Origin of the sequence: Streptomyces flavovariabilis (assembly GCF_000725785.1) — a bacterium.
Taxonomy (GTDB): Bacteria; Actinomycetota; Actinomycetes; order Streptomycetales; family Streptomycetaceae; genus Streptomyces; species Streptomyces hawaiiensis.
Window position 1 is genome coordinate 59,141 of record NZ_JNXD01000025.1, and the last position, 24,438, is coordinate 83,578.

19 protein-coding genes, 1 tRNA gene and 1 pseudogene are annotated in these 24,438 nt (G+C 69.9%); 14 read left to right on the plus strand and 7 right to left on the minus strand.

Going from position 1 to position 24,438, the window contains the following annotated elements; translation table 11 throughout:
* Positions 1 to 5: 5 nt before the first annotated feature.
* From IO24_RS0133665 to IO24_RS0133680, 4 genes are all read left to right on the plus strand, one after another.
* A complete protein-coding gene (locus IO24_RS0133665; protein ID WP_031142487.1) occupies positions 6 to 1,430 on the plus strand; it encodes an FG-GAP-like repeat-containing protein in 1,425 nt (474 codons plus the stop codon).
* Positions 1,431 to 1,456: 26 nt separating this feature from the next.
* Positions 1,457 to 2,899, plus strand: a complete 1,443-nt coding sequence (locus IO24_RS0133670) for an FG-GAP-like repeat-containing protein (RefSeq protein WP_037669095.1) — start codon at positions 1,457 to 1,459, stop codon at positions 2,897 to 2,899.
* Between the two features lie 16 nt (positions 2,900 to 2,915).
* Complete coding sequence (locus IO24_RS0133675; RefSeq protein WP_031142491.1) at positions 2,916 to 4,268, plus strand: FG-GAP and VCBS repeat-containing protein; 1,353 nt, start codon at positions 2,916 to 2,918, stop codon at positions 4,266 to 4,268.
* A gap of 143 nt (positions 4,269 to 4,411) precedes the next feature.
* Entirely contained in the window at positions 4,412 to 5,422 is a 1,011-nt protein-coding gene (locus IO24_RS0133680) for a Yip1 family protein (RefSeq protein ID WP_037669098.1), read from the plus strand.
* A 64-nt stretch (positions 5,423 to 5,486) separates the two neighbouring features.
* Here the strand turns inward: IO24_RS0133680 and IO24_RS0133685 are convergent, their stop codons facing one another.
* Together IO24_RS0133685 and dcd are read right to left on the minus strand one after the other, a co-directional pair.
* The gene (locus tag IO24_RS0133685) at positions 5,487 to 5,999 is read right to left on the minus strand and encodes a phosphoribosyltransferase (RefSeq protein WP_031142495.1); all 513 of its coding nucleotides are present in this window, start codon (positions 5,997 to 5,999) and stop codon (positions 5,487 to 5,489) included.
* A 41-nt stretch (positions 6,000 to 6,040) separates the two neighbouring features.
* Complete coding sequence (gene dcd, locus IO24_RS0133690) at positions 6,041 to 6,616, minus strand: dCTP deaminase (protein ID WP_031142497.1); 576 nt, start codon at positions 6,614 to 6,616, stop codon at positions 6,041 to 6,043.
* Between the two features lie 527 nt (positions 6,617 to 7,143).
* Here dcd and IO24_RS0133700 point away from each other — a divergent pair.
* The 3 genes from IO24_RS0133700 (at position 7,144) to IO24_RS45315 (ending at position 9,914) form a co-directional block, all read left to right on the plus strand.
* Positions 7,144 to 7,217, plus strand: a tRNA-Gly gene (locus tag IO24_RS0133700).
* A 507-nt stretch (positions 7,218 to 7,724) separates the two neighbouring features.
* Complete coding sequence (locus IO24_RS0133705; RefSeq protein ID WP_420823240.1) at positions 7,725 to 9,683, plus strand: APC family permease; 1,959 nt, start codon at positions 7,725 to 7,727, stop codon at positions 9,681 to 9,683.
* Positions 9,684 to 9,740: 57 nt separating this feature from the next.
* Positions 9,741 to 9,914 (plus strand): hypothetical protein, encoded by a 174-nt coding sequence (locus tag IO24_RS45315; protein ID WP_157851299.1) that lies wholly within the window; start codon positions 9,741 to 9,743, stop codon positions 9,912 to 9,914.
* A gap of 84 nt (positions 9,915 to 9,998) precedes the next feature.
* On the opposite strand, the gene IO24_RS0133715 is transcribed toward IO24_RS45315, so the two are convergent.
* Entirely contained in the window at positions 9,999 to 10,514 is a 516-nt protein-coding gene (locus tag IO24_RS0133715) for a hypothetical protein (RefSeq protein WP_234335328.1), read from the minus strand.
* A gap of 302 nt (positions 10,515 to 10,816) precedes the next feature.
* On the opposite strand from IO24_RS0133715, the pseudogene IO24_RS47700 reads away from it, so the two are divergent.
* The 7 genes and pseudogenes from IO24_RS47700 (at position 10,817) to IO24_RS0133755 (ending at position 20,760) form a co-directional block, all read left to right on the plus strand.
* A pseudogene (locus IO24_RS47700) lies at positions 10,817 to 12,657 on the plus strand (APC family permease).
* A gap of 214 nt (positions 12,658 to 12,871) precedes the next feature.
* Positions 12,872 to 12,961 (plus strand): K(+)-transporting ATPase subunit F, encoded by a 90-nt coding sequence (gene kdpF, locus IO24_RS42495; RefSeq protein ID WP_037669104.1) that lies wholly within the window; start codon positions 12,872 to 12,874, stop codon positions 12,959 to 12,961.
* Positions 12,962 to 12,966: 5 nt separating this feature from the next.
* Positions 12,967 to 14,631 (plus strand): potassium-transporting ATPase subunit KdpA, encoded by a 1,665-nt coding sequence (gene kdpA, locus IO24_RS0133735; protein WP_031142503.1) that lies wholly within the window; start codon positions 12,967 to 12,969, stop codon positions 14,629 to 14,631.
* The gene (gene kdpB, locus IO24_RS0133740; RefSeq protein WP_031142505.1) at positions 14,628 to 16,760 is read left to right on the plus strand and encodes a potassium-transporting ATPase subunit KdpB; all 2,133 of its coding nucleotides are present in this window, start codon (positions 14,628 to 14,630) and stop codon (positions 16,758 to 16,760) included. Before kdpA ends, kdpB begins: the two co-directional genes overlap by 4 nt.
* A 6-nt stretch (positions 16,761 to 16,766) precedes the next feature.
* Complete coding sequence (locus IO24_RS0133745) at positions 16,767 to 17,435, plus strand: potassium-transporting ATPase subunit C (protein WP_031142507.1); 669 nt, start codon at positions 16,767 to 16,769, stop codon at positions 17,433 to 17,435.
* Positions 17,436 to 17,531: 96 nt separating this feature from the next.
* Positions 17,532 to 18,215 (plus strand): response regulator, encoded by a 684-nt coding sequence (locus IO24_RS0133750; protein ID WP_031142510.1) that lies wholly within the window; start codon positions 17,532 to 17,534, stop codon positions 18,213 to 18,215.
* 1 nt (position 18,216) lies between these two features.
* A complete protein-coding gene (locus IO24_RS0133755; RefSeq protein ID WP_031142512.1) occupies positions 18,217 to 20,760 on the plus strand; it encodes a sensor histidine kinase in 2,544 nt (847 codons plus the stop codon).
* A 187-nt stretch (positions 20,761 to 20,947) separates the two neighbouring features.
* On the opposite strand, the gene IO24_RS0133760 is transcribed toward IO24_RS0133755, so the two are convergent.
* The 4 genes from IO24_RS0133760 to IO24_RS0133775 all read right to left on the minus strand — a co-directional run bounded on the left by IO24_RS0133760 (position 20,948) and on the right by IO24_RS0133775 (position 24,246).
* The gene (locus IO24_RS0133760; RefSeq protein ID WP_031142514.1) at positions 20,948 to 21,739 is read right to left on the minus strand and encodes an ABC transporter permease; all 792 of its coding nucleotides are present in this window, start codon (positions 21,737 to 21,739) and stop codon (positions 20,948 to 20,950) included.
* Complete coding sequence (locus tag IO24_RS0133765; protein WP_199808875.1) at positions 21,736 to 22,737, minus strand: ATP-binding cassette domain-containing protein; 1,002 nt, start codon at positions 22,735 to 22,737, stop codon at positions 21,736 to 21,738. Before IO24_RS0133765 ends, IO24_RS0133760 begins: the two co-directional genes overlap by 4 nt.
* Positions 22,738 to 22,797: 60 nt before the next feature.
* Positions 22,798 to 23,646: a DUF4097 family beta strand repeat-containing protein gene (locus IO24_RS0133770; protein WP_031142518.1), complete on the minus strand. Its 849-nt coding sequence runs from the start codon at positions 23,644 to 23,646 to the stop codon at positions 22,798 to 22,800.
* Between the two features lie 81 nt (positions 23,647 to 23,727).
* On the minus strand, positions 23,728 to 24,246 hold the full coding sequence (locus IO24_RS0133775) for a toxin-antitoxin system HicB family antitoxin (protein WP_031142520.1): 519 nt from the start codon (positions 24,244 to 24,246) through the stop codon (positions 23,728 to 23,730).
* Positions 24,247 to 24,438: the final 192 nt, after the last annotated feature.

A 24,438-nucleotide genomic window follows, 5' to 3' on the forward strand; every position in this document is an offset into this window, starting at 1 on the left:
CACGCATGCGCCCCCGTGTCACCGCCGCCGTCCTCGCGGCGGCTCTGACCCCGCTCGCCCTCACTCTCTGCGCCCCCGCCGCGCACGCCGCGACGGCCGCCGCCCCCTACGACTTCAACGGCGACGGCCGCACCGACCTCGCGATCGGCGCGCCGGGCGCCACCGTCTCCGGGCAGGCGAAGGCCGGTGCCGTGTCGGTGGTCTACGGCAGCACCAGCGGGCCGAAGAGCTCCACGCGCACACTCCTGACGCAGAACACCGCCGGAATGCCCGGTGCCGCCGAGACCGACGACGCCTTCGGCTCCGCCCTCGCCTCCGCCGACCTCAACACCGACGGCTACGCCGACCTGCTGATCGGCACGCCCGGCGAGGACGGCACCGACAGCAACGACGGCACGGTCACCATCGTCTGGGGCTCCGCGTCCGGCCTGTCCGGCGCCCGTTCGCTGTTCAGCTTCTTCACCACCGACTACGACCGGTACGGCCGGGCCCTGGCAGCGGGCGACTTCGACGGCGACGGGAACGTGGACGTCGCGGTCGGCTCCACCGGCCCGGTCACCCTCTCCCTCGTGAACGGCCCGATCACCAAAACCAGTGCGGCCAACGGCGGTTCGGGCTCGCGCAACGACTGGTGGTCGTCCTCGAACGGCATCACCCACCTCTCCTCCGGCGACGTCACCGGCGACGGCCGCCCCCGCCTGGTCCTGCACGGCCGTGCCGCGCACAACGGCGCCGCCACCACCTCCCTCGCCGACCTGCGGATCGGCAACTACGTCGACTGGCTGCAGACGCTGCCCGCCGGGTTCGTCTCCGCCGTGGGCGACATCGACGGCGACGGCCACGACGACATCGCCGTAGGAAACGACCGGGAGGCGTCCGCCGATCCCGAGGGCGCCCTCGGCGGCAAGGTCACCGTCGTCTACGGCGGACCCGACGGCCGCGACAGCAGCCGCGCCCCGCTCGTCCTCACCCAGGACACCGCCGGTGTGCCCGGCGCCTCCGAGAAGGGCGACCGCTTCGGCAGCGGCGTCTCCCTCGGCGACATCAACGGCGACGGACACGCCGACCTGGCGATCGGCACCGCGGGTGAGAACGGCTCCGCCGGTGCCGTCACCGTGCTGTACGGCTCGGCGTCCGGCCTGACCACCAAGGGCGCCACGTCGTACACCCAGAACACCGCAGGGGTGCCCGGCGCCTCGGAGCAGGGCGACCGCTTCGGTGAGCGCGTCACGCTCACCGACCACACCGGCGACCACCGCGCCGACCTGTCCGTCTCCGCGCCGGGCGAGAACGCCGGTGACGGCGCGATCTGGTCCCTGCGCGCCACGGCGACCGGCCCGACGGCCACCGGTTCCGTCAGCTTCGGCCCGGGCACGACCGGCGTCCCGACAGCCGGCACACCGGGCTACGGCACCGCCCTCAACTCCTGATCACCGACAACGGGGACGACTCACAGATGCGCAAGCGCACTCTCCTCCTGGCCACGGCCCTCACCACCGGCCTGCTCACGGCCCTGCCCCAGGCGGCCACCGCCGCACCCGCCACCGGCCCGACCGCCGACTTCAACGGCGACGGCTACGGCGACATCGCCTTCGCCGCCCCGTACGCCAAGGTCGACGGCCAGGGCATGGCCGGCTACGTCGCCGTGGTGTACGGCGGCGCCACCGGCCTTGATCCGGCCAAGCACACCGTGATCAGCCAGAACACCGCCGGTGTGCCCGGCGCCGCCGAGGCCGAGGACGCCTTCGGCGAGGCACTCGCCCCGGCCGACCTCAACGGCGACGGCTACACCGACCTCGCGGTCGGCTCCCCCGGCGAGGACGTCGGCGACGATGTCGACGGCGGCTCCGTCACCGTCCTGTGGGGCTCGGCGACCGGCCTGAAGAACGGCACCACCGTGAAGGACCCGGCGGTCTCCGGGCACGACCACTGGGGCAACCTGCTGACCGCCGGCGACTTCGACGGCGACGGCAGGGCGGACCTGGCCGCGAGCGCCTACGCGGACCCGTACGTCATCCGCGGCGGCTTCACGACCGCCGGCAGCACCGGCGCCGTCCAGCGGATCGCCACACCCGAGACGTCGTACAGCGTCGACGCCCTCGCGGCGGGCGACACCAACAACGACGGCAGGTCCGACCTGGCCCTCACCTACCGCGTCCGCCTCAACGAGGACGAGACGGGCAGCTGGTCCAAGGGCGCCGCCTACCTCGGCACCGCCTCCGGCCTGGACACCGCGCTCCCCCGGCCGCTGAACGGCGGCACCTCCCTCGCCCTCGGTGACATCGACGGCGACGGCTACGACGAGATCGCCATCGGCAACGTCCTCTCGAAGGAGAACGACCACAGCGGTTCGCTCGGCGGCAAGGTCGTCGTGATCCGCGGTTCGGAGGGCGGCCCGGTCAACGGTGACGCGCCCATGGCCGAACTCACCCAGGACTCCGAGGGCGTCCCCGGCGCCGACGAGGCGGACGACGGCTTCGGCAGCGCGCTCTCCATCGCCGACACCAACGGTGACGGCCACGGCGATCTCGCCATCGGCGTCGTCTTCGAGGACGTCGGCACCACCGAGGACACCGGCGCCACCCTCCTGATGAACGGCTCCGCCTCCGGCGTCTCCCGCACCGGTGCCCGCACCTTCACCCAGGCGACCGCCGGCGTCCCGGGCTCGGCCGAGGCCATGGACTACTTCGGCACGGACGTCCTGCTGGCCGACGTCACCAAGGACGGCCACCCCGAGTTCATGATCACCGCGGGCTTCGAGGACGAGGGCATCGGCGCCATCACGGCCCTGCGCGGCTCCGCCACCGGCCCCGTGACCGACGGCGCCCGCTCCTTCGGCCCGGGCAGTCTCGGCCAGACCCGCTCCTACGGCGCGTTCGGCGCCGGCCTCATCGGCTGACGAACAAGGAGACCTCATGCGCAGATCCACCACGACCGCCCTGGTCGCCGCCCTGCTGGCGACCGGCGTCACCCCCGTGCTCCTGACCGGCCCCGCCGCCGCGGCGGTGGCCAAGCACTACGACGACTTCAACGGGGACGGCCGCCGCGACCTCGCCTACGGCGGCTACAACGACGTCGACCGCGTGGGCGGCACGATCACCGTCGTGTACGGCACCGCCACGGGCCTCGACTCCGCCCACCCGAAGCGGATCCACCAGGACAGCGCCGGCGTCCCCGGGTCCGGGGAGGAGGACGACCAGTTCGGCGAGTCCCTCGCGAGCGCCGACCTCAACAAGGACGGCTACGCGGATCTCGTCGTCGGCAACCCCACCGAGCACGTGGGCGGCGACGACTACCGCGGCACGGTCACCGTCCTGTGGGGCTCGAAGTCCGGCCTGTCCGGCGGCACCAACGTCACCCCCTCGAGCGGCGCGGGCGGCCACTTCGGCCGCGACCTGGCGACCGGCGACTTCACCGGCGACGGCTCCCCCGACCTGGCGGTGATCGGCGGTGAGGAGGCGTGGCTGTACCGCGGCCCCTTCACCAAGTCGGGCACGACCGGCAAGGTCAGCAAGATCGACAAGGGGTCCGCGGGCTGGTACTCCTCCGCCCTCGCGGCCGGAAAGGTCGACGGGGACGGCAAGACCGACCTGGTGGTCATCGGCACCGAGATCACCGGCAGCGACATCCGCGAGCGCGCCTGGTTCCTCAAGGGCACGTCCTCCGGCCTCGCCTCGGGCGCCTCCAAGACCCTCAGCGACCAGCAGCAGGGCCTCTACCCGAGCCCCGTCATCGGCGACTTCGACAAGAACGGCTACGGCGACATCGCCCTCGGCCTGCCCGACAAGGACAACGGCAAGGGCGCGGTCACGATCTGGCGCGGCACGTCGTCGGGCCCCGGCACGTCGGTCACCTTCACCCAGGCCACCTCCGGCGTGTCCGGCAGCCCCGAGGCCGACGACAACCTCGGCTACGCGATCTCGGCCGCCGACACCAACGGCGACGGCTACGCGGACCTCGCGGTCGGCGTCCCGCACGAGGACGTCGAAGGCAAGGAGGACCAGGGCGGCGTCCATGTCTTCCGCGGCGGCTCCGGCGGCCTCAGCGGCGCGCGGTCCTCGTGGATCGCCCAGACGGTCCTCGGCCCGGCCGACTCCCACGCCTCCTTCGGCTACACCCTCCGCCTGCGCGACCTGACCGGCGACGGCCGGGCGGACCTGGCCGTCGGCGCGGCGGGCGGCGCGCTGCTCATGCCCGGCACGGGCACGGTCCCGACGAAGACCGGCGCGATCGTCCTGCCGGAGCTCGGCGGCGGCCTCCCCGACTGAGCCCGGGCCGCGGCCCGTACGGTCGAACCGGCCGGGCGCCCGTCCGGCCCGGCCGCCCGTACGGGTCGATCCGGCCCGGGGCGCGGCCCGTAAGGCCGAACCCCGACACCCCACGGACGCCCAAAGCCCCTGCCCCTTAAGGGATGTCACAGCTCGGCCGCAAAGCCGGGCCCGGAAGCCCGGGCCCGGCACGCCACCGCCGGGGACCAGGTACGTTCGAAGACGTGGCTGGATTCAGGATCGGACGCGGCCGGAACAACGGCGCTCCTCAGACGCGACCGCACAACCCTCCGTACGGGCAGCAGACGCCGCAGGGACCGTCGTACGGCTCCCCGCCGGCGCCGCAGCCGTACCCGCAGCAGCAGCCGTACGGCAACGGCGGCGGCCCCGCATGGCCGCAGCCGAACGCCGGGCACGGCGGCGGCTACGGCGGCCAGGGCGAGCCGGAGTACTTCGGCGACGGCGCGTACCCGCCCGGCCCGCAGGGCCCGCCCGACCCGTACGCGGCGAACAACCCGGGCCACACCCAGGCCTTCTCGGTCGGTGAGGACCCGTACACCCAGGGCGACACCTACCGCGCCGGCTCTGCGGCCCCGGCGCCCGGCCCGGTCGGCCCGCGCCTGCACTGGAAGGCCCTGCTCCGGGGGATCGTCCTCGCCCCCAACCAGACGTTCCTCCAGATGCGGGACTACTCGATGTGGGGCCCCGCCCTCGTCGTCACGTTCCTCTACGGCCTGCTCGCCGTCTTCGGCTTCGACGGCGCCCGCAAGGATGCGATAAACGCCACACTGTCGAACGCGGTCCCGATCGTCCTGACGACGGCCGTCGCGATGGTGCTCAGCGCCTTCGTCCTGGGCGTGGTCACCCACACCCTGGCCCGCCAGCTGGGCGGTGACGGCGCCTGGCAGCCCACGGTCGGCCTGTCCATGCTGATCATGTCCCTCACGGACGCGCCCCGCCTGGTCTTCGCGATGTTCGCGGGCGGCGACGCGATGTTCGTCCAGCTGCTGGGCTGGGCCACCTGGATCGCGGGCGGCGTCCTGCTGACCCTCATGGTCGGCCGCTCCCACGACCTGCCGTGGCCCAAGGCCCTGGGCGCGTCGGCGATCCAGCTGATCGCACTGCTGTCGATCGTGAAGCTGGGCACGGTCTGAGGCCGTACGGTACGAGAAGAGGGGCTCCCCACGGGGAGCCCCTCTTCTCGTCCGCTCCTGACGGTCAGGCGTCGAGAACCTGCCCCGCCCGACGTACCACCGGCGGTTCAACACTCCACGGGAAGTTGATCCACTCGTCGGTACGCTTCCACACGTACTCGCACTTCACCAGCGACTGCGACTTCTCGTAGACGACGGCGCTGCGCACCTCGGCGACGGTGTCGAGGCAGAAGTCGCGCACCAGCTTGAGCGTCTTGCCGGTGTCGGCGACGTCGTCGGTGATCAGCACCTTCTTCTGCGAGAAGTCGATCACGTTGGGGACGGGGGCGAGCATGACGGGCATCTCGAGGGTGGTCCCCACACCGGTGTAGAACTCCACGTTCACCAGGTGGATGTTCTTGCAGTCCAAGGCATAGGCGAGCCCGCCGGCCACGAACACACCACCGCGGGCGATGCTGAGGACTATGTCGGGCTCGTACCCGTCGTCGGCGATGGCCTGCGCGAGCTCGCGCACGGCGACACCGAACTTCTCGTAGGTCAGGTTCTCCCGCACACCGCTCACGCTCGTGTCACTCATGTTCGTGTCACTCATGTTCGTGTCACTCATGGTCGGGTCGCTCACACCTGAGTCCGATGGAAGTTGAGGAAGGACCGGGAGGCGGTCGGCCCGCGCTGCCCCTGGTAGCGGGACCCGTACCGCTCGCTGCCGTACGGGAAGTCGGCGGGCGAGCTCAGCTTGAACATGCAGAGCTGCCCGATCTTCATGCCCGGCCAGAGCTTGATGGGCAGGGTGGCGAGGTTGGAGAGCTCGAGGGTCACGTGCCCGCTGAATCCGGGGTCGATGAACCCGGCGGTGGAGTGCGTCACCAGCCCCAGGCGCCCCAGCGAACTCTTGCCCTCCAGCCGGGAGGCGAGATCGTCGGGCAGGGAGATGACCTCGTACGTGCTGGCGAGGACGAACTCGCCGGGGTGCAGAATGAACGGCTCGTCCCCCTCCGGCTCCACGAGCCGGGTCAGATCGGCCTGCTCGATGGCGGGGTCGATGTGGGGGTACCGGTGGTTCTCGAACACCCGGAAGTAGCGGTCCAGCCGCACATCGATGCTCGACGGCTGCACCATCGCGTCGTCATACGGATCGATCCGCACCCGTCCGGCGTCGATCTCGGCCCGGATGTCCTTGTCTGAGAGAAGCACGCCCCGAGGATACGCAAGACGCGCGGAGCGACCACAACCGGACGTCTCCGCGCGCCTTATGCCTGTTGCCTTGTGCTTTTGTCCGTTACCGCTACCGCTACCGCTTCTGATAGCTGACGGGCACCACGCTCCGGAGCCGCGCACATCGCGGGCACCGAAGCAGCCGCCCGGGGCCGAGCCGCTCGGCCTGCTGCATCGGGAACGAAGCGGTGCTGAACACGTGCCCATCGGCACAGCGGACGACGGTGCGCTCCATCAAGTCCAAGAGTCCCTTCCCCAAGAGCCGCGTCTGGCTGCTGCTTGCCTGACGACAAAAGCCACAGTACGGGATCAAAGGGACGGCCATCCAGGCGGCACTCCGGTCCCGCCCGGGCCCTCTTACGCCCCACCACCGTACGCCCCAACTCCCTTCCCCCGCAGCCGCATCCCATCCCTGAAACGGCCTCAGGCCCCGCGGCATCAACACCGGGGGCCTGACATGAGGTAAAGTGGCGATCGCTCGGACACCGACTCGGTCGGCGTCTTACGCGGGTGTAGTTTAATGGTAGAACATCAGCTTCCCAAGCTGAGAGCGCGAGTTCGATTCTCGTCACCCGCTCCATAATGAAACCCCAGGTCAGCGCCCTGGGGTTTTTTGTTGTCTAGTCCAATTTGGGGGTGGCGTGCCCTCTGCGTGCCCTAAGTTGCAGAGGGGATAGCTGCCAGGTGGCCCCTCGGGCGCGGAGTCCGAGATGAAGCGCCACCTCGTCCCAAATGGCGAGACGCACTTTCGGTTGCCCGCATCACAACGCGTGCAAATCCTCACGTACTCGCATACGCAAAGGCGTAGTTGGGCGTGTTGCTCCCCCACCCGGCCCGGACATCGAACAAGGCCCCTACTCCGCCAACTGGGTGCCTTCCCGTCCCGTGGAAACTCGGCCAGTGCCACTGTCGGCACGTAAGTTCCGCCGTCGGCTGGCTCATACGTGCCTCGGTGCTGGGTGGCGGGGCCGGGAGGCCGCATACTCGGTGATCGTTGCAGTGCCGTTAGGGCGATGGCTGCCGCGACCGATTCGTGGTCAGACATGGAAGGGCATGGGGGGACATGAGTGGTGGCAACCGGCCGATAATGCCGGAGTCGGTGGAGAGTCCAGCTCTGCGGACACCGCCGACGGGCAAGGCGGCGCGGTGGCTGCTGCGGCACCAGGTGCAGCCGGTGGGGCCGGCGGCCGGTGAGAGCCATGCCGAGCAGCATGCCTGGTGGAAGGTGATGTGCCTGACCGGGGTCGACTACTTCTCCAGCCTGGCCTACGTGCCGGCGATCGCCGCTCTGGCCGCCGGGGCCGTCTCTCCTCTGGCGACGCTGCTCATCGTGGCGTTGACGCTGCTGGGGATGCTGCCGATGTACCGGAAGGTGGCCAAGGAGAGCCCACACGGCGCGGGATCGGTCGCCATGCTGGAGGATCTGCTGCCGTTCTGGTGGGGCAAGCTGTTCGTCCTGGTCCTGCTCGGGTTCGTGGCCACCTCGTGGATCATCACCATCACCTTGTCCACGGCGGACGCCTCCGTACACGTGGTGGAGAACCCCTTCTTCCCCTCCGTCCTCCACGGCCACGAAGTCGCCCTGACCGTGGGACTGCTGCTGGTCCTGGGGGGTGTTTTCCTGCTCGGGTTCAGTGAGGCGGTCAGTGTCGCCATCCCGCTGGTCGCCGTCTTCCTGGCGCTCAACGCGGTGGTCATCGGCGTCGGCCTGGTCCATGTGTTCACGACGGACGGCGCGCTGTCGGCCTGGACCGACGCACTCGTCGACGGCGGAGGCGGCTTCGGTGACCTTGCCGGTCCGGCGCTGCTGGCCTTCCCACTGCTGGTGCTGGGTCTGTCGGGCTTCGAGACCGGTGTGAGCATGATGCCGCTCGTGGCGGCCGAGGGTGCCGACGTCGAGCAGCGGCTGCGTGCCAGGATCCGCAACGCCCGCCGGCTTCTGACCACGGCCGCTGTGATCATGAGCGTCTACCTGCTGTCCGCCAGCTTCGTGACCACCGTCCTCATTCCGGAGAAGGAGTTCGAACCCGGCGGTGCGGCCAACGGCCGGGCGCTGGCCTGGCTGGCGCACGAGCATGTCAGTGAGGCGTTCGGCACCGCGTACGACATCAGCACCATCCTCATCCTGTGGTTCGCCGGTGCTTCCGCCATGGCCGGGCTGATCAACATCGTTCCCCGCTACCTGCCCGACTACGGCATGGCCCCCGAGTGGGGACGTGCGGTGCGCCCGGTCGTCATCGTCTACACCGCCCTGTGCATCCTGATCACCATCGCCTTCGACGCCGACGTCGACGCCCAGGCCGGTGCCTACGCCACCGGGATCCTGGCGATGATGGTTTCCGGCGCCTTCGCCGTAACCGTCTCCGTGGCACGCAATCGTCGCCGCGCCAGCACGGTCGGTTTCGCCCTGCTCACCGCGGTCCTTTTCTACGCGCTGGTGGCCAACATCGTCGACAAGCCCGACGGCATCGCCATCTCCGGCTTCTTCATCATGGGCATCATCATCGTGTCGCTGATCTCCCGCGTCTCGCGGACCACCGAACTGCGCGCGGACCGCATCGTCTTCGACGAGGCCGCCCGCCGGTTCATCGCAGACACCCTCGCCCACGACGAGTCCATCAACATCATTGCCAACCGCCGTCAGGCCGGCGACTTCGCCGAGTACAGCGCCAAGGAACGCGAGCAGCGCGGCACCAATCCGGTACCGGGCCCCGCGGACGTGCTCTTCCTGGAGATCGACGTGGTCGACCCGTCCGACTTCAGCGAAACCCTCACCGTCCACGGCGCCGAAGTCGACGGCTACCGCATCCTGCGCGCCGAGGCGCCGGCCGCCCCCAATGCCATCGCCGCCGTCCTTCTCGCCCTGCGCGACGCCACCGGCGTGCGGCCGCAGTGCTACTTCGCCTGGGCCGAAGGCAGCCCCCTCGTGCACATGATTCGTTACTTCCTCCTCGGCCGCGGTGACACCGCCCCGGTCACCCGCGAGATCATCCGCAGCAACGAACCCGACCCCGAACGCCGCCCTGGTATTCACGTCGGCGGCTGAGCCTGACACCTTCGCCTGGAACGCGGCAGAACGTCGACCGAAAAGGGAGCAGGCGTGATGAGGGATTCCGACGACCCCTACCGTGTTCTGCGGCGCCTCCAGTACGCCCTTTTCTTGCTCGTGGCCGCCCTGGGAACCGCCGGGTTCCTCACCGAGTCGATGTGGCTCATGGGGCTCGCCGCCTGGGCTCTGATCGTGGCCGGTCTCATCGAGATGATCTATCGGCCCTGAAGCCCCGGCCGACCGGGACAAGACACCATGGGCGCCGGACTCAAGGAGCAGAGCGCAGGAAGGGCGTGAGGAGCGCCTCGACGCTCACTCCAGTCCGGAGGCCCTGAACACGGCGCGGGCGGTTTCACGCTCCACGCGCTGCGAGACGCGGCGCATGGCGGTCACACCGCACAGCAGCAGGCCGTCGGCGGCGGACTTCCGCGCCCCCTCGTCCAGGCGGAACCACAGCTGCGGATGGCGCACCAGAACCTCGGGATCGATCTCGACGCGACCCCCCAGAGCGTCCCGCAACAGGAGCCGCTGGGAGACGCCGTCCACGCAGCGGACCGACACCAGCAGATCCGTCCGCACCCGTTGCTCGCGCACCAGCCGACGTGAAGCCAGCCAGTACCCGCCCGCGGACACCCGGGCCGGATACAGCACGACGAAGAGCAGCCCTGCGAGAGCGCACCACAGGGCCGCGCGCCTGGGGGAAATCCAGCCGGAACCCCAGTCGACGAGGAGAAGGAGCACGAGCATCATGCCTGCGCAGCGGCCGGCACTGCGCACTTCCCGCGTCCACTCGAGGCCGTTCGTCACCTCACCGAAGCCGTCGCGCACCTCATCACGGCGTCCTATGGAGCTGACGCTAGTGACCGGGCGGATCCGAGCAGCCCGCCTTGACGCAGTGCTGACGCATACCCAACGATTCCTTGCCCGCTGGCCGTGGAGCGCGTCACCGGGGCGGCGGCACACGGCAGTCGCACAGGTCACCCACCCGTCAAGAGTGCGTCAGGGTCGGCCGGTTGGGCGCGAAGATGCCGCAAGGAACCCTCTGACATGGTGGGAAACGGACCGAACCTGGATGCGACCGCGCACACGTCAGCCCTCGTGCGCGGCCGAGGAAGAAGGAGCTCGCATCCATGTCCGTCCTGACCACCGGGCCAAGTGCCGTCCCCGCCGGCGAGGAGCCCCCTGATGCCGGTGAACGCCACCGGCTGACCACCGTCACCGGGCTCGCCGCTCTGTCGCTGGAACGCGATGGCGTCGGTGGCGTACGGGCCCGAGGCGATCGTCCTCGTCCTGGCCGCGGCGGGCGCCCACGGCCTGGGCTTCACGCTGCCGGTGACGCTGGCCATCGCCGCCCTGCTGGCGGTGCTGGTGGCATCGTACCGGCAGGTGATCGCGGCCTTCCCGGACGGCGGCGGCTCCTACGCGGTCGCGAAGACCCACCTGGGTGCGCGCACGAGTCTGGTGGCCGCGGCCTCGCTGGTCCTGGACTACGTCCTGAACGTCGCCGTGGCGGTCACGGCCGGAGTGGCGGCCCTGACCTCCGCCTTCCCGGCTCTCCACAACGACCGGCTGTGGCTCTGCCTGGCGGTACTCGCCCTGATCACAGGGGTCAACCTGCGTGGGATCCTGGAGTCCGCCAAGGCGTTCATCGCGCCGACGATCGTCTTCGTCGGCTCGATCCTCGTCCTCATAGCTGTCGGTCTGTTCCGCTCCGAACCCGTGAGCACGGTGACAGCCGCCGGGCACGCCTCGGTCGTCGCGGACGACGCCACCACCGTGGGGGCACTGCTCCTGCTGAAAGCCTTCGCCTCCGGCTGTGCCGCTCTGACGGGGGTCGAGGCCATCGCCAACGCCGTCCCCTCCTTCCGGGTCCCGCGCGTCAGGCGGGCCCAGCGCGCGGAGGTCGGCCTCGGGGCCGTCCTCGGCGTGATGCTCATCGGTCTGTCGGTGCTGATCGGCCGTTTCCACCTCCAGCCGGTCGAGGGCGTCACGGTCCTCGCCCAGCTCGCGGACGCCTCGCTCGGCCACAACTGGGCGTTCTACGTCATCCAGTTCGCGACCATGATTTTGCTGGCCCTATCGGCGAACACCTCCTTCGGCGGCCTGCCGGTGCTGCTCAAGCTGCTGGCCCGCGACAACTACGCGCCGCACGTGTTCGCCTTGAAGGCGGACCGGCAGGTCCACCGGCACGATGGTGAAGCCGACGAAGACGCCGATCGCGAAGAGCGGCACGAGGGTGTTGGTGTCGCCGCCGGAGAAGACCAGCAGCGCGGCCGAGACGATGGCCAGAGCCAGGACGCCGCAGGTGGGCATGGTCCGGCACTGGCGAGTGGAGCGGGGGAGGGGGTGGCGCGGCAAGGCGCTGCTGAACGGCTTCGGCGCGCTGCTCACCGGTCTGGCCACGGTCGTCGTCACCGTGGAGAAGTTCCAGGAGGGCGCCTGGCTGGTCGTGATCGCCCTGCCACTGCTCGTCGTCGCCTTCGAGACCGTACACCGTGCCTACGCCCGGATCGGCGAGCGGCTCGGCCTCGGCCTCATTCCGGAACCCCCGCACCGCGAACGCTCACTGGTGCTCGTTCCCGTCTCGTCCCTGTCCAGGCTGACCTCGGAGGCCCTCACGGCGGCCGCCTCCCTCGGCGACGAGGTGCGTGCGGTGACCGTCTGCTACCCGGATCCCGAGGACCGGGCTCACCTGCACGCCCTGGAGCGCTCCTGGGCGGAATGGGATCCCGGTGTGCCTCTGGTCCGGCTGTCGAGCGAGCGGCGCAGCCTGGGGCGTCCGATCGCCGCGTACGTCCGTGGGGTGGCCGCCGCCGAGCCGGACACGCGCGTCACCGTGCTGATCCCGGAGGCCGAGCCGGAGCGGCTGTGGCAGCGGCTGCTGCAGAACCAGCGGGGCGCGGTCGTCGCGCACGCCGTACGGCGGGAGACGGACGCGGTGATCTGCCGGCTCCGCTTCCGGCTCCTCTGAGCCAGGCGGCGTCAGGGTCCCGTCAAGACCGTGGGTCCCGCCGTAAGAGAGCCGTCAACGACAGACCCGATCCGGTCGATGAGGCGCTTTCCTCTAATCGTCCGTTTCACCGAACCTCACTCCAGGAGTTCGCGATGGCCGATCTGGCCTTCGTCGTCACCGTGCTCGCGGCGTTCACGCTGGTGGCTCTCGTCGCCAAGGGGGTGACGAAGCTGTGAGCACCGAGAACATCGTCGGCCTGGTCGTGGCCGTCTCCCTGCTGGGCTATCTCGTCCTCGCCCTGATCTTCCCGGAGAGGTTCTGAGCCTGATGGGTCCCGTCCTCGCCGGCGTGCTCCAGCTGCTCGCACTCATAGCCGCGCTGGCTCTCGCCTACATCCCCCTTGGCAACTACATGGCCAGGGTCTACTCCTCCGACAAGCACTGGCGCGTCGAGAAGTGGGTCTACAAGGGCATCGGTGCCAACCCTGACACCGAAATGACCTGGCCCGCGTACCTGCGCGGCGTGCTCGCCTTCTCAGCCGTCGGCGTCCTCTTCCTCTATCTGCTGATGCGGCTCCAGGGCGTCCTGCCCGGCTCGCTGGGGTTCTCCTCGGTCGATCCGGCGCAGTCGTTCAACACGGCAGTGTCGTTCGTGACCAACACCAACTGGCAGTCGTACTACGGCGAGCAGACCATGGGGCACGTCGTGCAGACCGCCGGTCTCGCCGTGCAGAACTTCGTCTCCGCGGCCGTCGGCATGGCGGTCGCCGTAGCGCTGGTGCGGGGCTTCGCCCGCTCGCGCACCGGTGAGCTCGGCAACTTCTGGGCCGACCTAGTGCGCGGCACCCTGCGGATCCTGGTACCGGCGGCGGCGATCGCCGCGCTCGTGCTGGTGGCCTGCGGTGTCATCCAGAACTTCTCCGGCATCCACGAGGTCGGACAGTTCATGGGCGGCTCGCAGCAGTGGAACGGCGGCGCGGTCGCCTCGCAGGAGGCCATCAAGGAGATCGGCACCAACGGTGGCGGCTACTTCAACGCCAACTCCGCCCACCCCTTCGAGAACCCGACGCCCTTCACCAACCTCTTCGAGATCTTCCTGATCCTGGTGATCCCGTTCTCCCTGACCCGCACCTTCGGGGTCATGGTCGGCTCGATCAGGCAGGGATACGCGATCCTCGCCACGATGGCCACCATCTGGCTGGGCTTCGTGACCCTCATGATGTGGACCGAGTTCGCCCACCACGGCCCGGCGCTCCAAGCCGCGGGCGGGGCCTACGAGGGCAAGGAGGTCCGCTTCGGCGTCGGCGCGTCCTCAATCTTCGCGGTGTCGACCACCCTCACCTCGACCGGAGCGGTGGACTCCTTCCACTCCTCCTTCACCGGCCTCGGCGGCGGCATCACCATGCTCGGCATGATGCTGGGCGAGATCGCTCCCGGCGGGATCGGCTCCGGCCTCTACGGCATGCTGATCATGGCGGTCATCGCCGTGTTCATCGCCGGCCTGATGGTCGGCCGCACGCCCGAATACCTCGGCAAGAAGATCGGCACCCGCGAGATCAAGCTGGCCGCCTGCTACATCCTCATCACCCCGGCTCTGGTCCTGATCTTCACTGCGGCCTCCATGGCGCTGCCGACCCCGCCGAACTCGATGCTCAATTCGGGCGCGCACGGCTTCTCCGAGGTGCTCTACGCCTTCACGTCCGCGTCGAACAACAACGGCTCGGCCTTCGCCGGCCTGAACGCGAACACCGACTGGTTCAACACCATGACCGGACTCGCGATGCTGCTTGGCCGCTTCCTGCCCATGATCTTCGTCCTGGCACTGGCCGGCTCCCTCGCCGAGCAGAAACCGGTCCCGGTCACCGCGGGCACCCTGCGCACCGAGAAGCCGCTGTTCACCGGCCTGCTGGTGGGCGCGATCGTGATCATCACGGGTCTGACCTACTTCCCGGCGCTCGCGCTGGGCCCGCTGGCCGAGGGGCTGGCGTCATGACAACCGACGTAAGGAAGCAAGAGGACTCGATGTCCACAGCCACTCCGACACGGGCGCCGCACAGCGACGTACCCACCGGGCACAAGCCCGCCGAAGGACGCGTCGGCGCGGGCCTCTTCGACCCCAAGCAGCTCCTCAAGTCCCTGCCGGACGCCCTCCGCAAGCTCGACCCGCGGGTGATGATCAAGTCGCCCGTCATGTTCGTCGTGCTGGTCGGCTCTGTGCTGACTACGGTTTTCTCCTTCAAGGACCCGGGCGACTGGTTCGGCTGGACCATCAGCGCCTGGCTCTGGCTGACCGTGATCTTCGCCAACCTGGCCGAGGCGGTCGCCGAGGGCCGCGGCAAGGCGCAGGCCGACACCCTGCGCAAAGCCAAGACCGACACCGTCGCCCGCCGTCTCGTGGGAGACACCGAAGAGCGAGTGCCGGGTACGGAGCTGCGCGTCGGCGACCTGGTGGTGTGCGAGGCCGGCGACATCATCCCGGGCGACGGGGATGTCGTCGAGGGCGTCGCGTCGGTCGACGAGTCGGCGATCACCGGTGAATCGGCCCCGGTCATCCGCGAGTCCGGCGGCGATCGCTCGGCCGTCACCGGCGGTACGAAGGTCCTGTCCGACCGCATCGTCATCAAGATCACGACGAAACCGGGCGAGACCTTCATCGACCGGATGATCAACCTGGTCGAGGGCGCCGCACGGCAGAAGACGCCCAACGAGATCGCCCTGAACATCCTGCTCGCGTCGCTCACCATCGTCTTCCTGCTCGCGGTGGCGACCCTGCCGCCGTTCGCCGACTACGCGGGCACCCACCTGACGATGGTCGTGCTGATCGCCCTGCTGGTCTGCCTCATCCCGACGACGATCGGCGCACTGCTGTCCGCGATCGGCATCGCCGGCATGGACCGGCTGGTGCAGCGCAACGTGCTCGCCATGTCGGGCCGGGCGGTCGAGGCCGCCGGCGACGTCTCCACCCTGCTCCTCGACAAGACCGGCACCATCACCCTAGGCAACCGGCAGGCCGCCGAGTTCGTCCCGGTCGGCGGCACGACAGAGGCGGATGTCGCGGACGCGGCCCAGCTGTCGTCACTGGCCGACGAGACGCCCGAGGGCCGCTCGGTCGTCGTCCTGGCCAAGGAGAAGTACGGGCTGCGCGAGCGCCACCAGGGCGAGCTCGTGGGCGCCGAGTGGATCGAGTTCACCGCTCAGACCCGGATGTCGGGCGTCGATGTCGACGGCCGCAAGATCCGCAAGGGCGCCACGGCCTCGGTCATCGCCTGGGTCGAGGAACAGGGCGGCACGGTCACGGAAGACGCGGATGGGATCGCACACCGCATCTCCGAGGCGGGCGGGACCCCGCTGCTGGTCGCGGTGGACGACGAGCAGGGCGCTCGCGTCTTGGGCGTCATCCACCTCAAGGACGTCGTCAAGGACGGCATGCGCGAGCGGTTCGAAGAACTGCGCCGGATGGGCATCAAGACCGTCATGATCACGGGGGACAACCCGCTGACGGCGAAGGCGATCGCCGAGGAGGCCGGTGTCGACGACTTCCTCGCCGAGGCCACCCCCGAGGACAAGATGGCCCTCATCAAACGCGAGCAGGCGGGCGGCAAGCTCGTGGCGATGACCGGCGACGGCACCAACGACGCCCCGGCACTCGCCCAGGCCGACGTCGGCGTGGCGATGAACACGGGTACGTCGGCCGCGAAGGAGGCCGGCAACATGGTCGACCTCGACTCCAACCCGACCAAGCTCATCGAGATCGTCGAGATCGGCAAGCAACTCCTCATCACACGGGGCGCGCTCACGACGTTCTCCATCGCCAACGACGTCGCCAAGTACTTCGCGATCATCCCGGCACTGTTCGCCGCGGTCTACCCGGGCCTGACCAAGCTCAACATCATGGGCCTGTCCTCACCGGACTCCGCGATCCTGTCGGCCGTCATCTTCAACGCGCTGATCATCATCGCGTTGGTGCCGCTGTCCCTGAAGGGCGTGCGGTACCGGCCCGTCAGCGCGGACCGCCTGCTGCGGCGCAACCTCACCATCTACGGGCTGGGCGGGCTGATCGCCCCGTTCATCGGCATCAAGCTCATCGACCTGCTCATCTCTCTGATCCCCGGGATCGGGTGAAGGACCATGAACAACTCCGTTGTGAACACTGTCCGGTTGCTCGGGGCGGGCCTGCGTGCCCTGCTCGTGTTGACCCTGGTCACCGGCGTCATCTACCCGCTGGTCGTCACCGGCATCGCCCAGGGGCTGTTCCCCGGCAAGGCGAACGGCTCCGAGATCAAGGCTGACGGCAAGGTCGTCGGCTCGTCCCTCATCGGGCAGGCCTACAACCTGCCGTTGAAGAAGGGCCAGGAGACCCCGGCGCCGGACCTGAAGTGGTTCCAGGGCCGCCCGGCCAACGGGCTCGGCACCAACAGCGTCAACACGCAGTACAAGCTGCTGCTGTCCGGCGCCACCAACCTGTCCGCCGACAGCAAGGACCTGATCAAGCAGGTGGAGGACGCCAAGGCCGCGGTCGTGAGGGACAACTCCGTGCCCGGTCACACCGTCAAACCGTCGGACGTCCCCCCGGACGCGGTCACTTCCTCCGCCTCCGGCCTGGACCCGGACATTTCCCCGGCCTACGCCGAGCTCCAGGCCCACCGGGTCGCGGCGGAGAACGGCCTGTCCGTCGCCAAGGTCGACAAGCTGGTCGAGGAACAGACGGAGGCCCGCACCCTCGGCTTCATCGGCGAGCCCCGGGTCAACGTGCTCGAACTCAACATCGCGCTCAAGGACCTCGTGGCCAAGGGCTGACGAGCTGAAGGAGCGGGAGCCGACGGAGACGAGGACCTTCCTCCTCCGCCGGCTTCCGCCACCGTGAAGTCCGTACAACAGGAGAGGCACACACCCATGACCCGGGTGCTCGTCGTGGAGGACGACCCGCAGCTCGTACGGGCCCTCGTCATCAACTTGCAGGCACGTCACTACGGCGTGGACGCCGCCCCCGACGGCGCCACGGCCCTCCGCCTCGCCGCTGCGCGTCAGCCCGACGCCGTACTGCTCGACCTCGGTCTGCCCGACATGGACGGCGTCGACATCATCAAGGCCCTGCGAGGCTGGAGCCGGGTCCCGATCCTGGTCCTGTCCGCCCGGCAGGCGTCGGACGAGAAAGTGGCCGCGCTCGACGCCGGTGCCGACGACTACATCACCAAGCCGTTCAGCATCGACGAGTTGCTGGCCCGGCTGCGCGCCGCGGTCCGCCGTACCGATGACACCCCGCACGCGCCCGGGACGATGCTCGTCGAGACGGCGGACTTCAGCGTCGACCTGATCGCCAAGAAGGTCGTCAGAGACGGGCAGGACGTGCGGCTGACCCCGACCGAGTGGCACCTGCTGGAGATCCTGGTGACCAGCCCGGGTCGGCTGATCACGCAGAAGCACCTCCTCCAGGAGGTCTGGGGCGTCTCGCAGCGCAGCAAGACCAACTACCTGCGGGTGTACATGGCCCAGCTGCGCCGCAAACTGGAGACGGACCCCTCCCACCCCCGCTATCTGATCACCGAGCCCGGCATGGGCTACCGCTTCGAGGGATGACATGGCACGAGGCAAGCTCCGGATCTACCTCGGCGCCGCACCCGGCGTCGGCAAGACCTACGCCATGCTCTCCGAGGCACACCGCCGTATCGAGCGGGGCACCGACTGCGTGGTCGCGTTCGTGGAGCACCACCACCGTCCGCGCACCGAGGTGATGCTGCACGGCCTGGAACAGATTTCGCGCAAGGAGATCGAGTACCGGGGCGGCACCTTCACGGAGATGGACGTGGACGCCGTCCTGCGGCGCGCCCCCGCCGTCGCCCTGGTGGACGAACTGGCCCACACGAACGTGCCCGGCTCCCGCAACGCCAAGCGCTGGCAGGACGTCGAGGAACTGCTGGCGGCCGGCATCGACGTGATATCGACCGTCAACATCCAGCATCTGGAGTCACTGGGTGACGTTGTCGAGTCGATCACCGGTGTGCGGCAACGCGAGACCGTGCCGGACGAGGTGGTGCGGCGGGCCCACCAGATCGAGCTGGTCGACATGTCCCCGGAGGCCCTGCGCCGACGCATGGCGCACGGCAACATATACAAGCCGGACAAGGTCGACGCCGCCCTCTCCAACTACTTCCGCCCCGGCAACCTGACCGCCCTGCGCGAGCTGGCGCTGCTGTGGGTGGCCGACCGGGTCGACGCCTACCTCACCCAGTACCGCAGCGAACACAAGGTCTCGGCCATCTGGGGCTCGCGCGAGCGCATCGTCGTCGGCCTGACCGGCGGCCCCGAGGGCCGCACCCTGATTCGCCGGGCCGCGCGGCTCGCCGAGAAGGGCGCAGGCGGCGAGGTCATGGCCGTCTACATCTCCCGCAGCGACGGCCTCACCGCCGCCTCCCCGAAGGAACTGGCCGTCCAGCGCACCCTCGTCGAGGACCTCGGCGGCACCTTCCACCAGGTCGTCGGGGAGGACATACCGGCGGCCCTGCTGGACTTCGCACGCGGGGTGAACGCCACCCAGATCGTCCTCGGTGTCTCCCGGCGCAAGGGATGGCAGTACGTCTTCGGACCCGGCGTCGGCGCCACGGTCGCCCGGGACTCCGGCCCCGACCTCGACGTCCACCTCATCACCCACGACGAGGCGGGCAAGGGACGCGGACTGCCCCTGCCGCGCGGCGCACGCCTGGGACGCTCCCGAGTCATCTGGGGCTGGCTCGTCGGAGTTCTGGGCCCCGCACTCCTCACCGGGCTCCTCACGAGTGCCGCCCCGGACGTCGGCCTGGCCAACGACATGCTGCTCTTCCTGACCCTGACGGTGGCGGCGGCCCTGCTGGGCGGACTCTTCCCGGCACTTGCCTCCGCGGTGGTGGGCTCCCTTCTGCTCAACTGGTACTTCTCGCCGCCCGTCCACACCCTGACGATCGACGACCCTAAGAACATCGTCGCCATCGCGGTCTTCATCGGGGTCGCCGTGTCGGTGGCGTCGGTGGTCGACCTCGCGGCCCGCCGCACCCACCTGGCGGCGCGGCTGCGTGCCGAGGCGGAGATCCTGTCCTTCCTCGCGGGGAACGTCCTGCGCGGCGAAACCACGCTGGAGGCGCTGCTGGAACGGGTCCGCGAGACCTTCGGCATGGAGTCGGTGGCCCTGCTGGAGCGGACCGACGAGACGGACCCCTGGACCTGCGCCGGCAGCGTGGGCCCCCGGCCCGCCGAGCATCCCGAGGACGCCGACGTCGACGTACCGGTCGGCGACCACATGGCCCTGTCCCTGCGCGGCCGCGTGCTGCCCGCCTCCGACCGCCGGGTACTGGCCGCGTTCGCCGCCCAGGCCGCCGTCGCCCTGGACCGCCAGCGCCTGCAGCGCGAGGCCGACCGCGCCAAGGAACTGGCCGAGGGCAACCGCATACGAACCGCCCTGCTCGCCGCCGTCAGCCACGACCTGCGCACCCCGCTCGCCGGCATCAAGGCCGCCGTCTCCTCACTGCGCTCCGACGACGTCGAATGGTCCGAAGAGGACCAGGCCGAACTGCTGGAGGCCATCGAGGAGGGCGCCGACCGGCTCGACCACGTCGTCGGCAACCTGCTCGACATGTCCCGACTGCAGACCGGCACGGTCACCCCCATCATCCGCGAGACCGACCTCGACGAAGTCGTGCCCATGGCGCTCGGCGGGGTGCCCGAGGAAAGCGTGGAACTGGACATCCCCGAGACCCTGCCCATGGTCCACGTCGACCGGGGACTGCTGGAGCGGGCCGTCGCCAACGTCGTCGAGAACGCCGTCAAGTACAGCCCCGCCGACCAGAAGGTCCTGGTATCTGCGAGCGCTCTCGCCGACCGGGTCGAGGTACGGGTCGTCGACCGCGGGCCCGGCGTCCCGGACGAGGCCAAGGACCGCATCTTCGAACCCTTCCAGCGCTACGGCGACTCGCCCCGCGGCGCCGGTGTCGGCCTCGGCCTGGCGGTGGCGCGCGGCTTCACCGAAGCCATCGGCGGCACACTGCACGCCGAGGACACACCCGGCGGCGGCCTCACCATGGTGCTCACCGTACGGACGGCACCAGGGCGACGGCCACAGCAGCCGGACCTGCCGGTGGCGGCCTCGCCCTGAGGGGCAGGGACTCGCTGTGGTCCAGCAGCGCGGCGGAAGGGCGGGCGGTTGACGAAGGGCCCTCCTCGCCTGCGGACGGCGCGGGTCCGGCAGGCGGCGGACAACTCCGATGGGGCGGCGTACGCCGACGCGGTGTCGGAGTATGCCGCCCTCGAGCGGGACGAGCTGCCGGAGGCAGTCCGCGCGGTCACTTCGGGTCGCGGTTGAACACCGCCTTCGACCAGCGGTAGCCGAGCGCCGCCAGACCCAGGCACCACACGATGGTGATCCACCAGTTGTTGCCGATCTCGGTGCCGAGCAGCAGTCCGCGCAGCGTCTCGATGGCGGGCGTGAACGGCTGGTACTGGGCGATCGGCTGGAACCAGCCCGGCATCGCGTCGACCGGGACGAAGGCGCTGGAGATGAGCGGCAGGAAGACCAGCGGCAGCGCGTTGTTGCTGGCTGCCTCGGCGCTGGGGCTGACCATGCCCATCCCGACCGCGATCCAGGTGAACGCCAGGGCGAACAGCGCGAGCAGTCCGAACGCCGCGATCCACTCCAGGACTGTGGCATCCGTGGAGCGGAAGCCGATGGCCACGCCGACGGCGCCGACGAGGGTCACGCTGATGACCGACTGCACCACGCTGCTGATGACGTGTCCGATGAGCACGGAGCCGCGGTGGATCGCCATGGTGCGGAAGCGGGCGATGATGCCCTCGGTCATGTCCATGGAGACGGACACCGCGGTGCCGACCAGGGTGCCGCCGATGGTCATCAGCAGGATGCCCGGGACGAGATACGCGATGTACTCCGAGCGGTCGGCGCCGCCACCGCCGATGCCCGCGCTCATCACGTCACCGAAGACGTAGACGAACAACAGCAGCAGGACGATCGGCGTGAGCAGCAGGTTCAGGGTGAGGGACGGGTAGCGCCGCGCGTGCAGGAGGTTGCGGCGCAGCATCGTGGTCGAGTCGCGGACGGCGAGGGAGGGGGCGCTCATCGGACGGTCTCCTTGGACTGGTCGGGGACGCCGGCACCGCCGGTCAGGGCGAAGAACACGTCGTCGAGGTCGGGGGTGTGCACGGTCAGCTCGTCGGCCTCGATGCCTGCGGAGTCCAGCCAGTCGAGGACGGAACGCAGCTCGCGCTGGCTGCCGTCGCTGGGGATCTGCAGCGCCAGCGCCTCGTCGTCCCTGGTGGCCTCGCGCAGGGCGACGGCGGCGGACTGGTACGCGGCCGGATCGGTGAAGCGCAGCCGGACATGTCCGCCCGGGACGAGCCGCTTCAGCTCCTCGGCGGTGCCCTGGGCGGCGATCTTGCCGTCGTTGAGCACCGCGATGCGGTCGGCGAGTTCGTCGGCCTCCTCCAGGTACTGGGTGGTGAGGAAGACGGTCACCCCGTCGGAGACGAGCTCGCGGATGATCCCCCACATGGTGTGGCGGCTGCGCGGGTCGAGGCCGGTGGTCGGCTCGTCGAGGAAGATGATGCGCGGCTTGCCGACCAGCGTCATGGCGATGTCCAGGCGGCGCTTCATCCCGCCGGAGTAGGTGGAGGCGGGCTTCTTCGCGGCCTCGGTGAGGTCGAACCGTTCCAGCAGTTCGGCGGTGACCTGCCGTCCCTCGCGTTTGGAGAGGTGGTGCAGGTCCGCCATGAGGAGCATGTTCTCCTCTCCGGTGATCAGCCCGTCCACGGCGGAGAACTGCCCGGTGACGCCGATCGCGGCACGTACCCCGTCCGGGGACGTGGCGAGGTCGTGGCCCGCGACTTGTGCATGTCCGCCGTCGGCCGTGATGAGCGTGGAGAGGATCTTCACGGCGGTGGTCTTGCCTGCGCCATTGGGTCCGAGCAGCGCGAACACGGACCCGGCCGGGATGCGCAGATCGATGCCGTCGAGGACGGTCTTGTCGCCGTACGACTTGCGCAGACCGACGGTGGATACGGCGGCCGACGACTGCGGACCGTCGCCCTGGCTGGGCGTGGGCATGACAGATGAAGGCATGGGGCCCTCCGATCGAAGGCTGAAGTGAGTGGGAGAAGGGGCCGGTTGACGATGTGGTGCTCAGGCCCGGGCGCGGCGGACGTCGATGTTGCCGTACTTGGTGCGGGCGCGGACCTTGACCGTGTCCTCGGTCTGCTCCGGGCTCTCGGACGCGGTCAGCGTATTGCGCACCTGGCCGGAGCCCGAGCTGACGTCGAGCCAGGCGGCCGTGCCCTCGCGGACGCCGACGTCGATGGCGCCGTAGTTGGTCTCCAACTGGACGGTGCCGCGAGCCACTTCACCCACCCGCAGGGTGCCGTGGGCAGTGGTGGCGGTGACCGAGTCCTCGGCCCGCCGGATCTCGATGTCGCCGTTGGCGCCGCTCACCCGCAGCTCGCCGGTCGCGGCATCGATGGTCGTGGTGCCGTGCGAGTTCTTCAGGACGGCAGGGCCGTCGACCAGGCCCACGCGCAGGCTGCCGGAGCTGGTGGTGATCTCCGCCCTGCCCTCGACGCGGTCCACGGTGATCGAGCCGTGCGACGCGGTCAGCTGGAGCGGACCCGTTGTGTCCAGGCGGACGTCGCCGGACGAGGTCTTCACACTGACCTCGCCGAGCCGGCCCTCGCCGAGCACCTGGGCCCAGGCGCCGGTCATGTCGACGCGCGAGTCCGCGGGCAGTTCGACCGTCACGTCGACGGTGCCGGTGCGGCCGAGCCCGAGCAGATTGCCCTTGGGCGTCCTGACGGTCAGTACGCCGCCCGCGTAGGTGACCTCGGTCTGCTCGGCCGCCCGTACGTCCAGGTCCTTCTTCGGGCCGCGGGGCCGCACCTCGACGACGGTGTCGGGGCGGTCGCTCGCGGTGAACTGGATGGAACCGGCCTCCACGCGTGCGGTGACCGAGATCGGTTCGGGAGTGTCGAAAGAAGGCATGGCTGTCCCGTCCTCTTGAGTCCTTGGGTCGTCCCTGCTGATGGGACGTGGTGGGGTGAAGTGGTGCTGGTGGGGGCGCGGCTAGCGCACCCAGCCTGTGAAGCTCTGTCCGACGGTCTGGGTCTTCTCCGTCGTACGCGGCCGGGTGCCGCCGTCGACCGCGGCCGACACGGCGCGCACCAGCCACGCGTTGACCGACAGGCCCTCTCGGCTCGCGGCCTCCTCGGCGCGGGCCTTGAGGTGGGCCGGCAGGCGTAGGTTGACGCGGGCGGTGCCGCCGTCGTCGCCGTCGGCCGGGGCCGGGGTCCTGAGAGGTTCGACGGGCGCGGCCGGCTCCGCGCGGGCGCCGCCGTCGGTGGGCGGCGGTGTCACCACGAAGTCGGGGTCGAGCCCGCGCAGCCGTACGTCGACCGAGCCGGGGGCGAGTTCGCGGGTGATCTCGTCCATCGCCGCGGAGAGCACATTGAGCATGGTCAGGCGGGTCGCCGACTCCAGGGGCGCGATGAGCCTCTCGGCCAGCTCTCGCGCTTGGTCGCCGCCGGCTTCGGCGGCGACCGCGAGTTCGCGGCGGAGGTTGTCGACATACGGGGTGAGGTCCATGACGCCATCATGGCACCACAGTGACGCCACACGCAAGGCCGAATGGCGCCTCACGTGAGATGAACTTGTAGGTGGTCACCCTGATCTGCGAAAACGCGGGTAGGGCGCTCCGATTCATTGTGGCGCCATGCACGCTCGCGCATTTCTGGAAGCGCGGAATGGCGCCGGGTGACACCGCCCGGCACCACCGTG

Excerpts from the sequence above, each read along its gene's own strand:
- IO24_RS0133665 (WP_031142487.1), top strand. The coding sequence starts at position 6 with ATGCGCCCCCGTGTCACCGCCGCCGTCCTCGCGGCGGCTCTGACCCCG.
- IO24_RS0133670 (WP_037669095.1), top strand. The coding sequence starts at position 1,457 with ATGCGCAAGCGCACTCTCCTCCTGGCCACGGCCCTCACCACCGGCCTG.
- IO24_RS0133675 (WP_031142491.1), top strand. The coding sequence starts at position 2,916 with ATGCGCAGATCCACCACGACCGCCCTGGTCGCCGCCCTGCTGGCGACC.
- IO24_RS0133680 (WP_037669098.1), top strand. The coding sequence starts at position 4,412 with ATGTCACAGCTCGGCCGCAAAGCCGGGCCCGGAAGCCCGGGCCCGGCA.
- IO24_RS0133685 (WP_031142495.1), bottom strand. The coding sequence starts at position 5,999 with ATGAGTGACACGAGCGTGAGCGGTGTGCGGGAGAACCTGACCTACGAG.
- IO24_RS0133705 (WP_420823240.1), top strand. The coding sequence starts at position 7,725 with ATGCCGGAGTCGGTGGAGAGTCCAGCTCTGCGGACACCGCCGACGGGC.
- IO24_RS45315 (WP_157851299.1), top strand. The coding sequence starts at position 9,741 with ATGAGGGATTCCGACGACCCCTACCGTGTTCTGCGGCGCCTCCAGTAC.
- kdpA (WP_031142503.1), top strand. The coding sequence starts at position 12,967 with ATGGGTCCCGTCCTCGCCGGCGTGCTCCAGCTGCTCGCACTCATAGCC.
- kdpB (WP_031142505.1), top strand. The coding sequence starts at position 14,628 with ATGACAACCGACGTAAGGAAGCAAGAGGACTCGATGTCCACAGCCACT.
- IO24_RS0133745 (WP_031142507.1), top strand. The coding sequence starts at position 16,767 with ATGAACAACTCCGTTGTGAACACTGTCCGGTTGCTCGGGGCGGGCCTG.
- IO24_RS0133750 (WP_031142510.1), top strand. The coding sequence starts at position 17,532 with ATGACCCGGGTGCTCGTCGTGGAGGACGACCCGCAGCTCGTACGGGCC.
- IO24_RS0133755 (WP_031142512.1), top strand. The coding sequence starts at position 18,217 with ATGGCACGAGGCAAGCTCCGGATCTACCTCGGCGCCGCACCCGGCGTC.
- IO24_RS0133760 (WP_031142514.1), bottom strand. The coding sequence starts at position 21,739 with ATGAGCGCCCCCTCCCTCGCCGTCCGCGACTCGACCACGATGCTGCGC.
- IO24_RS0133765 (WP_199808875.1), bottom strand. The coding sequence starts at position 22,737 with ATGCCTTCATCTGTCATGCCCACGCCCAGCCAGGGCGACGGTCCGCAG.
- IO24_RS0133770 (WP_031142518.1), bottom strand. The coding sequence starts at position 23,646 with ATGCCTTCTTTCGACACTCCCGAACCGATCTCGGTCACCGCACGCGTG.
- IO24_RS0133775 (WP_031142520.1), bottom strand. The coding sequence starts at position 24,246 with ATGGACCTCACCCCGTATGTCGACAACCTCCGCCGCGAACTCGCGGTC.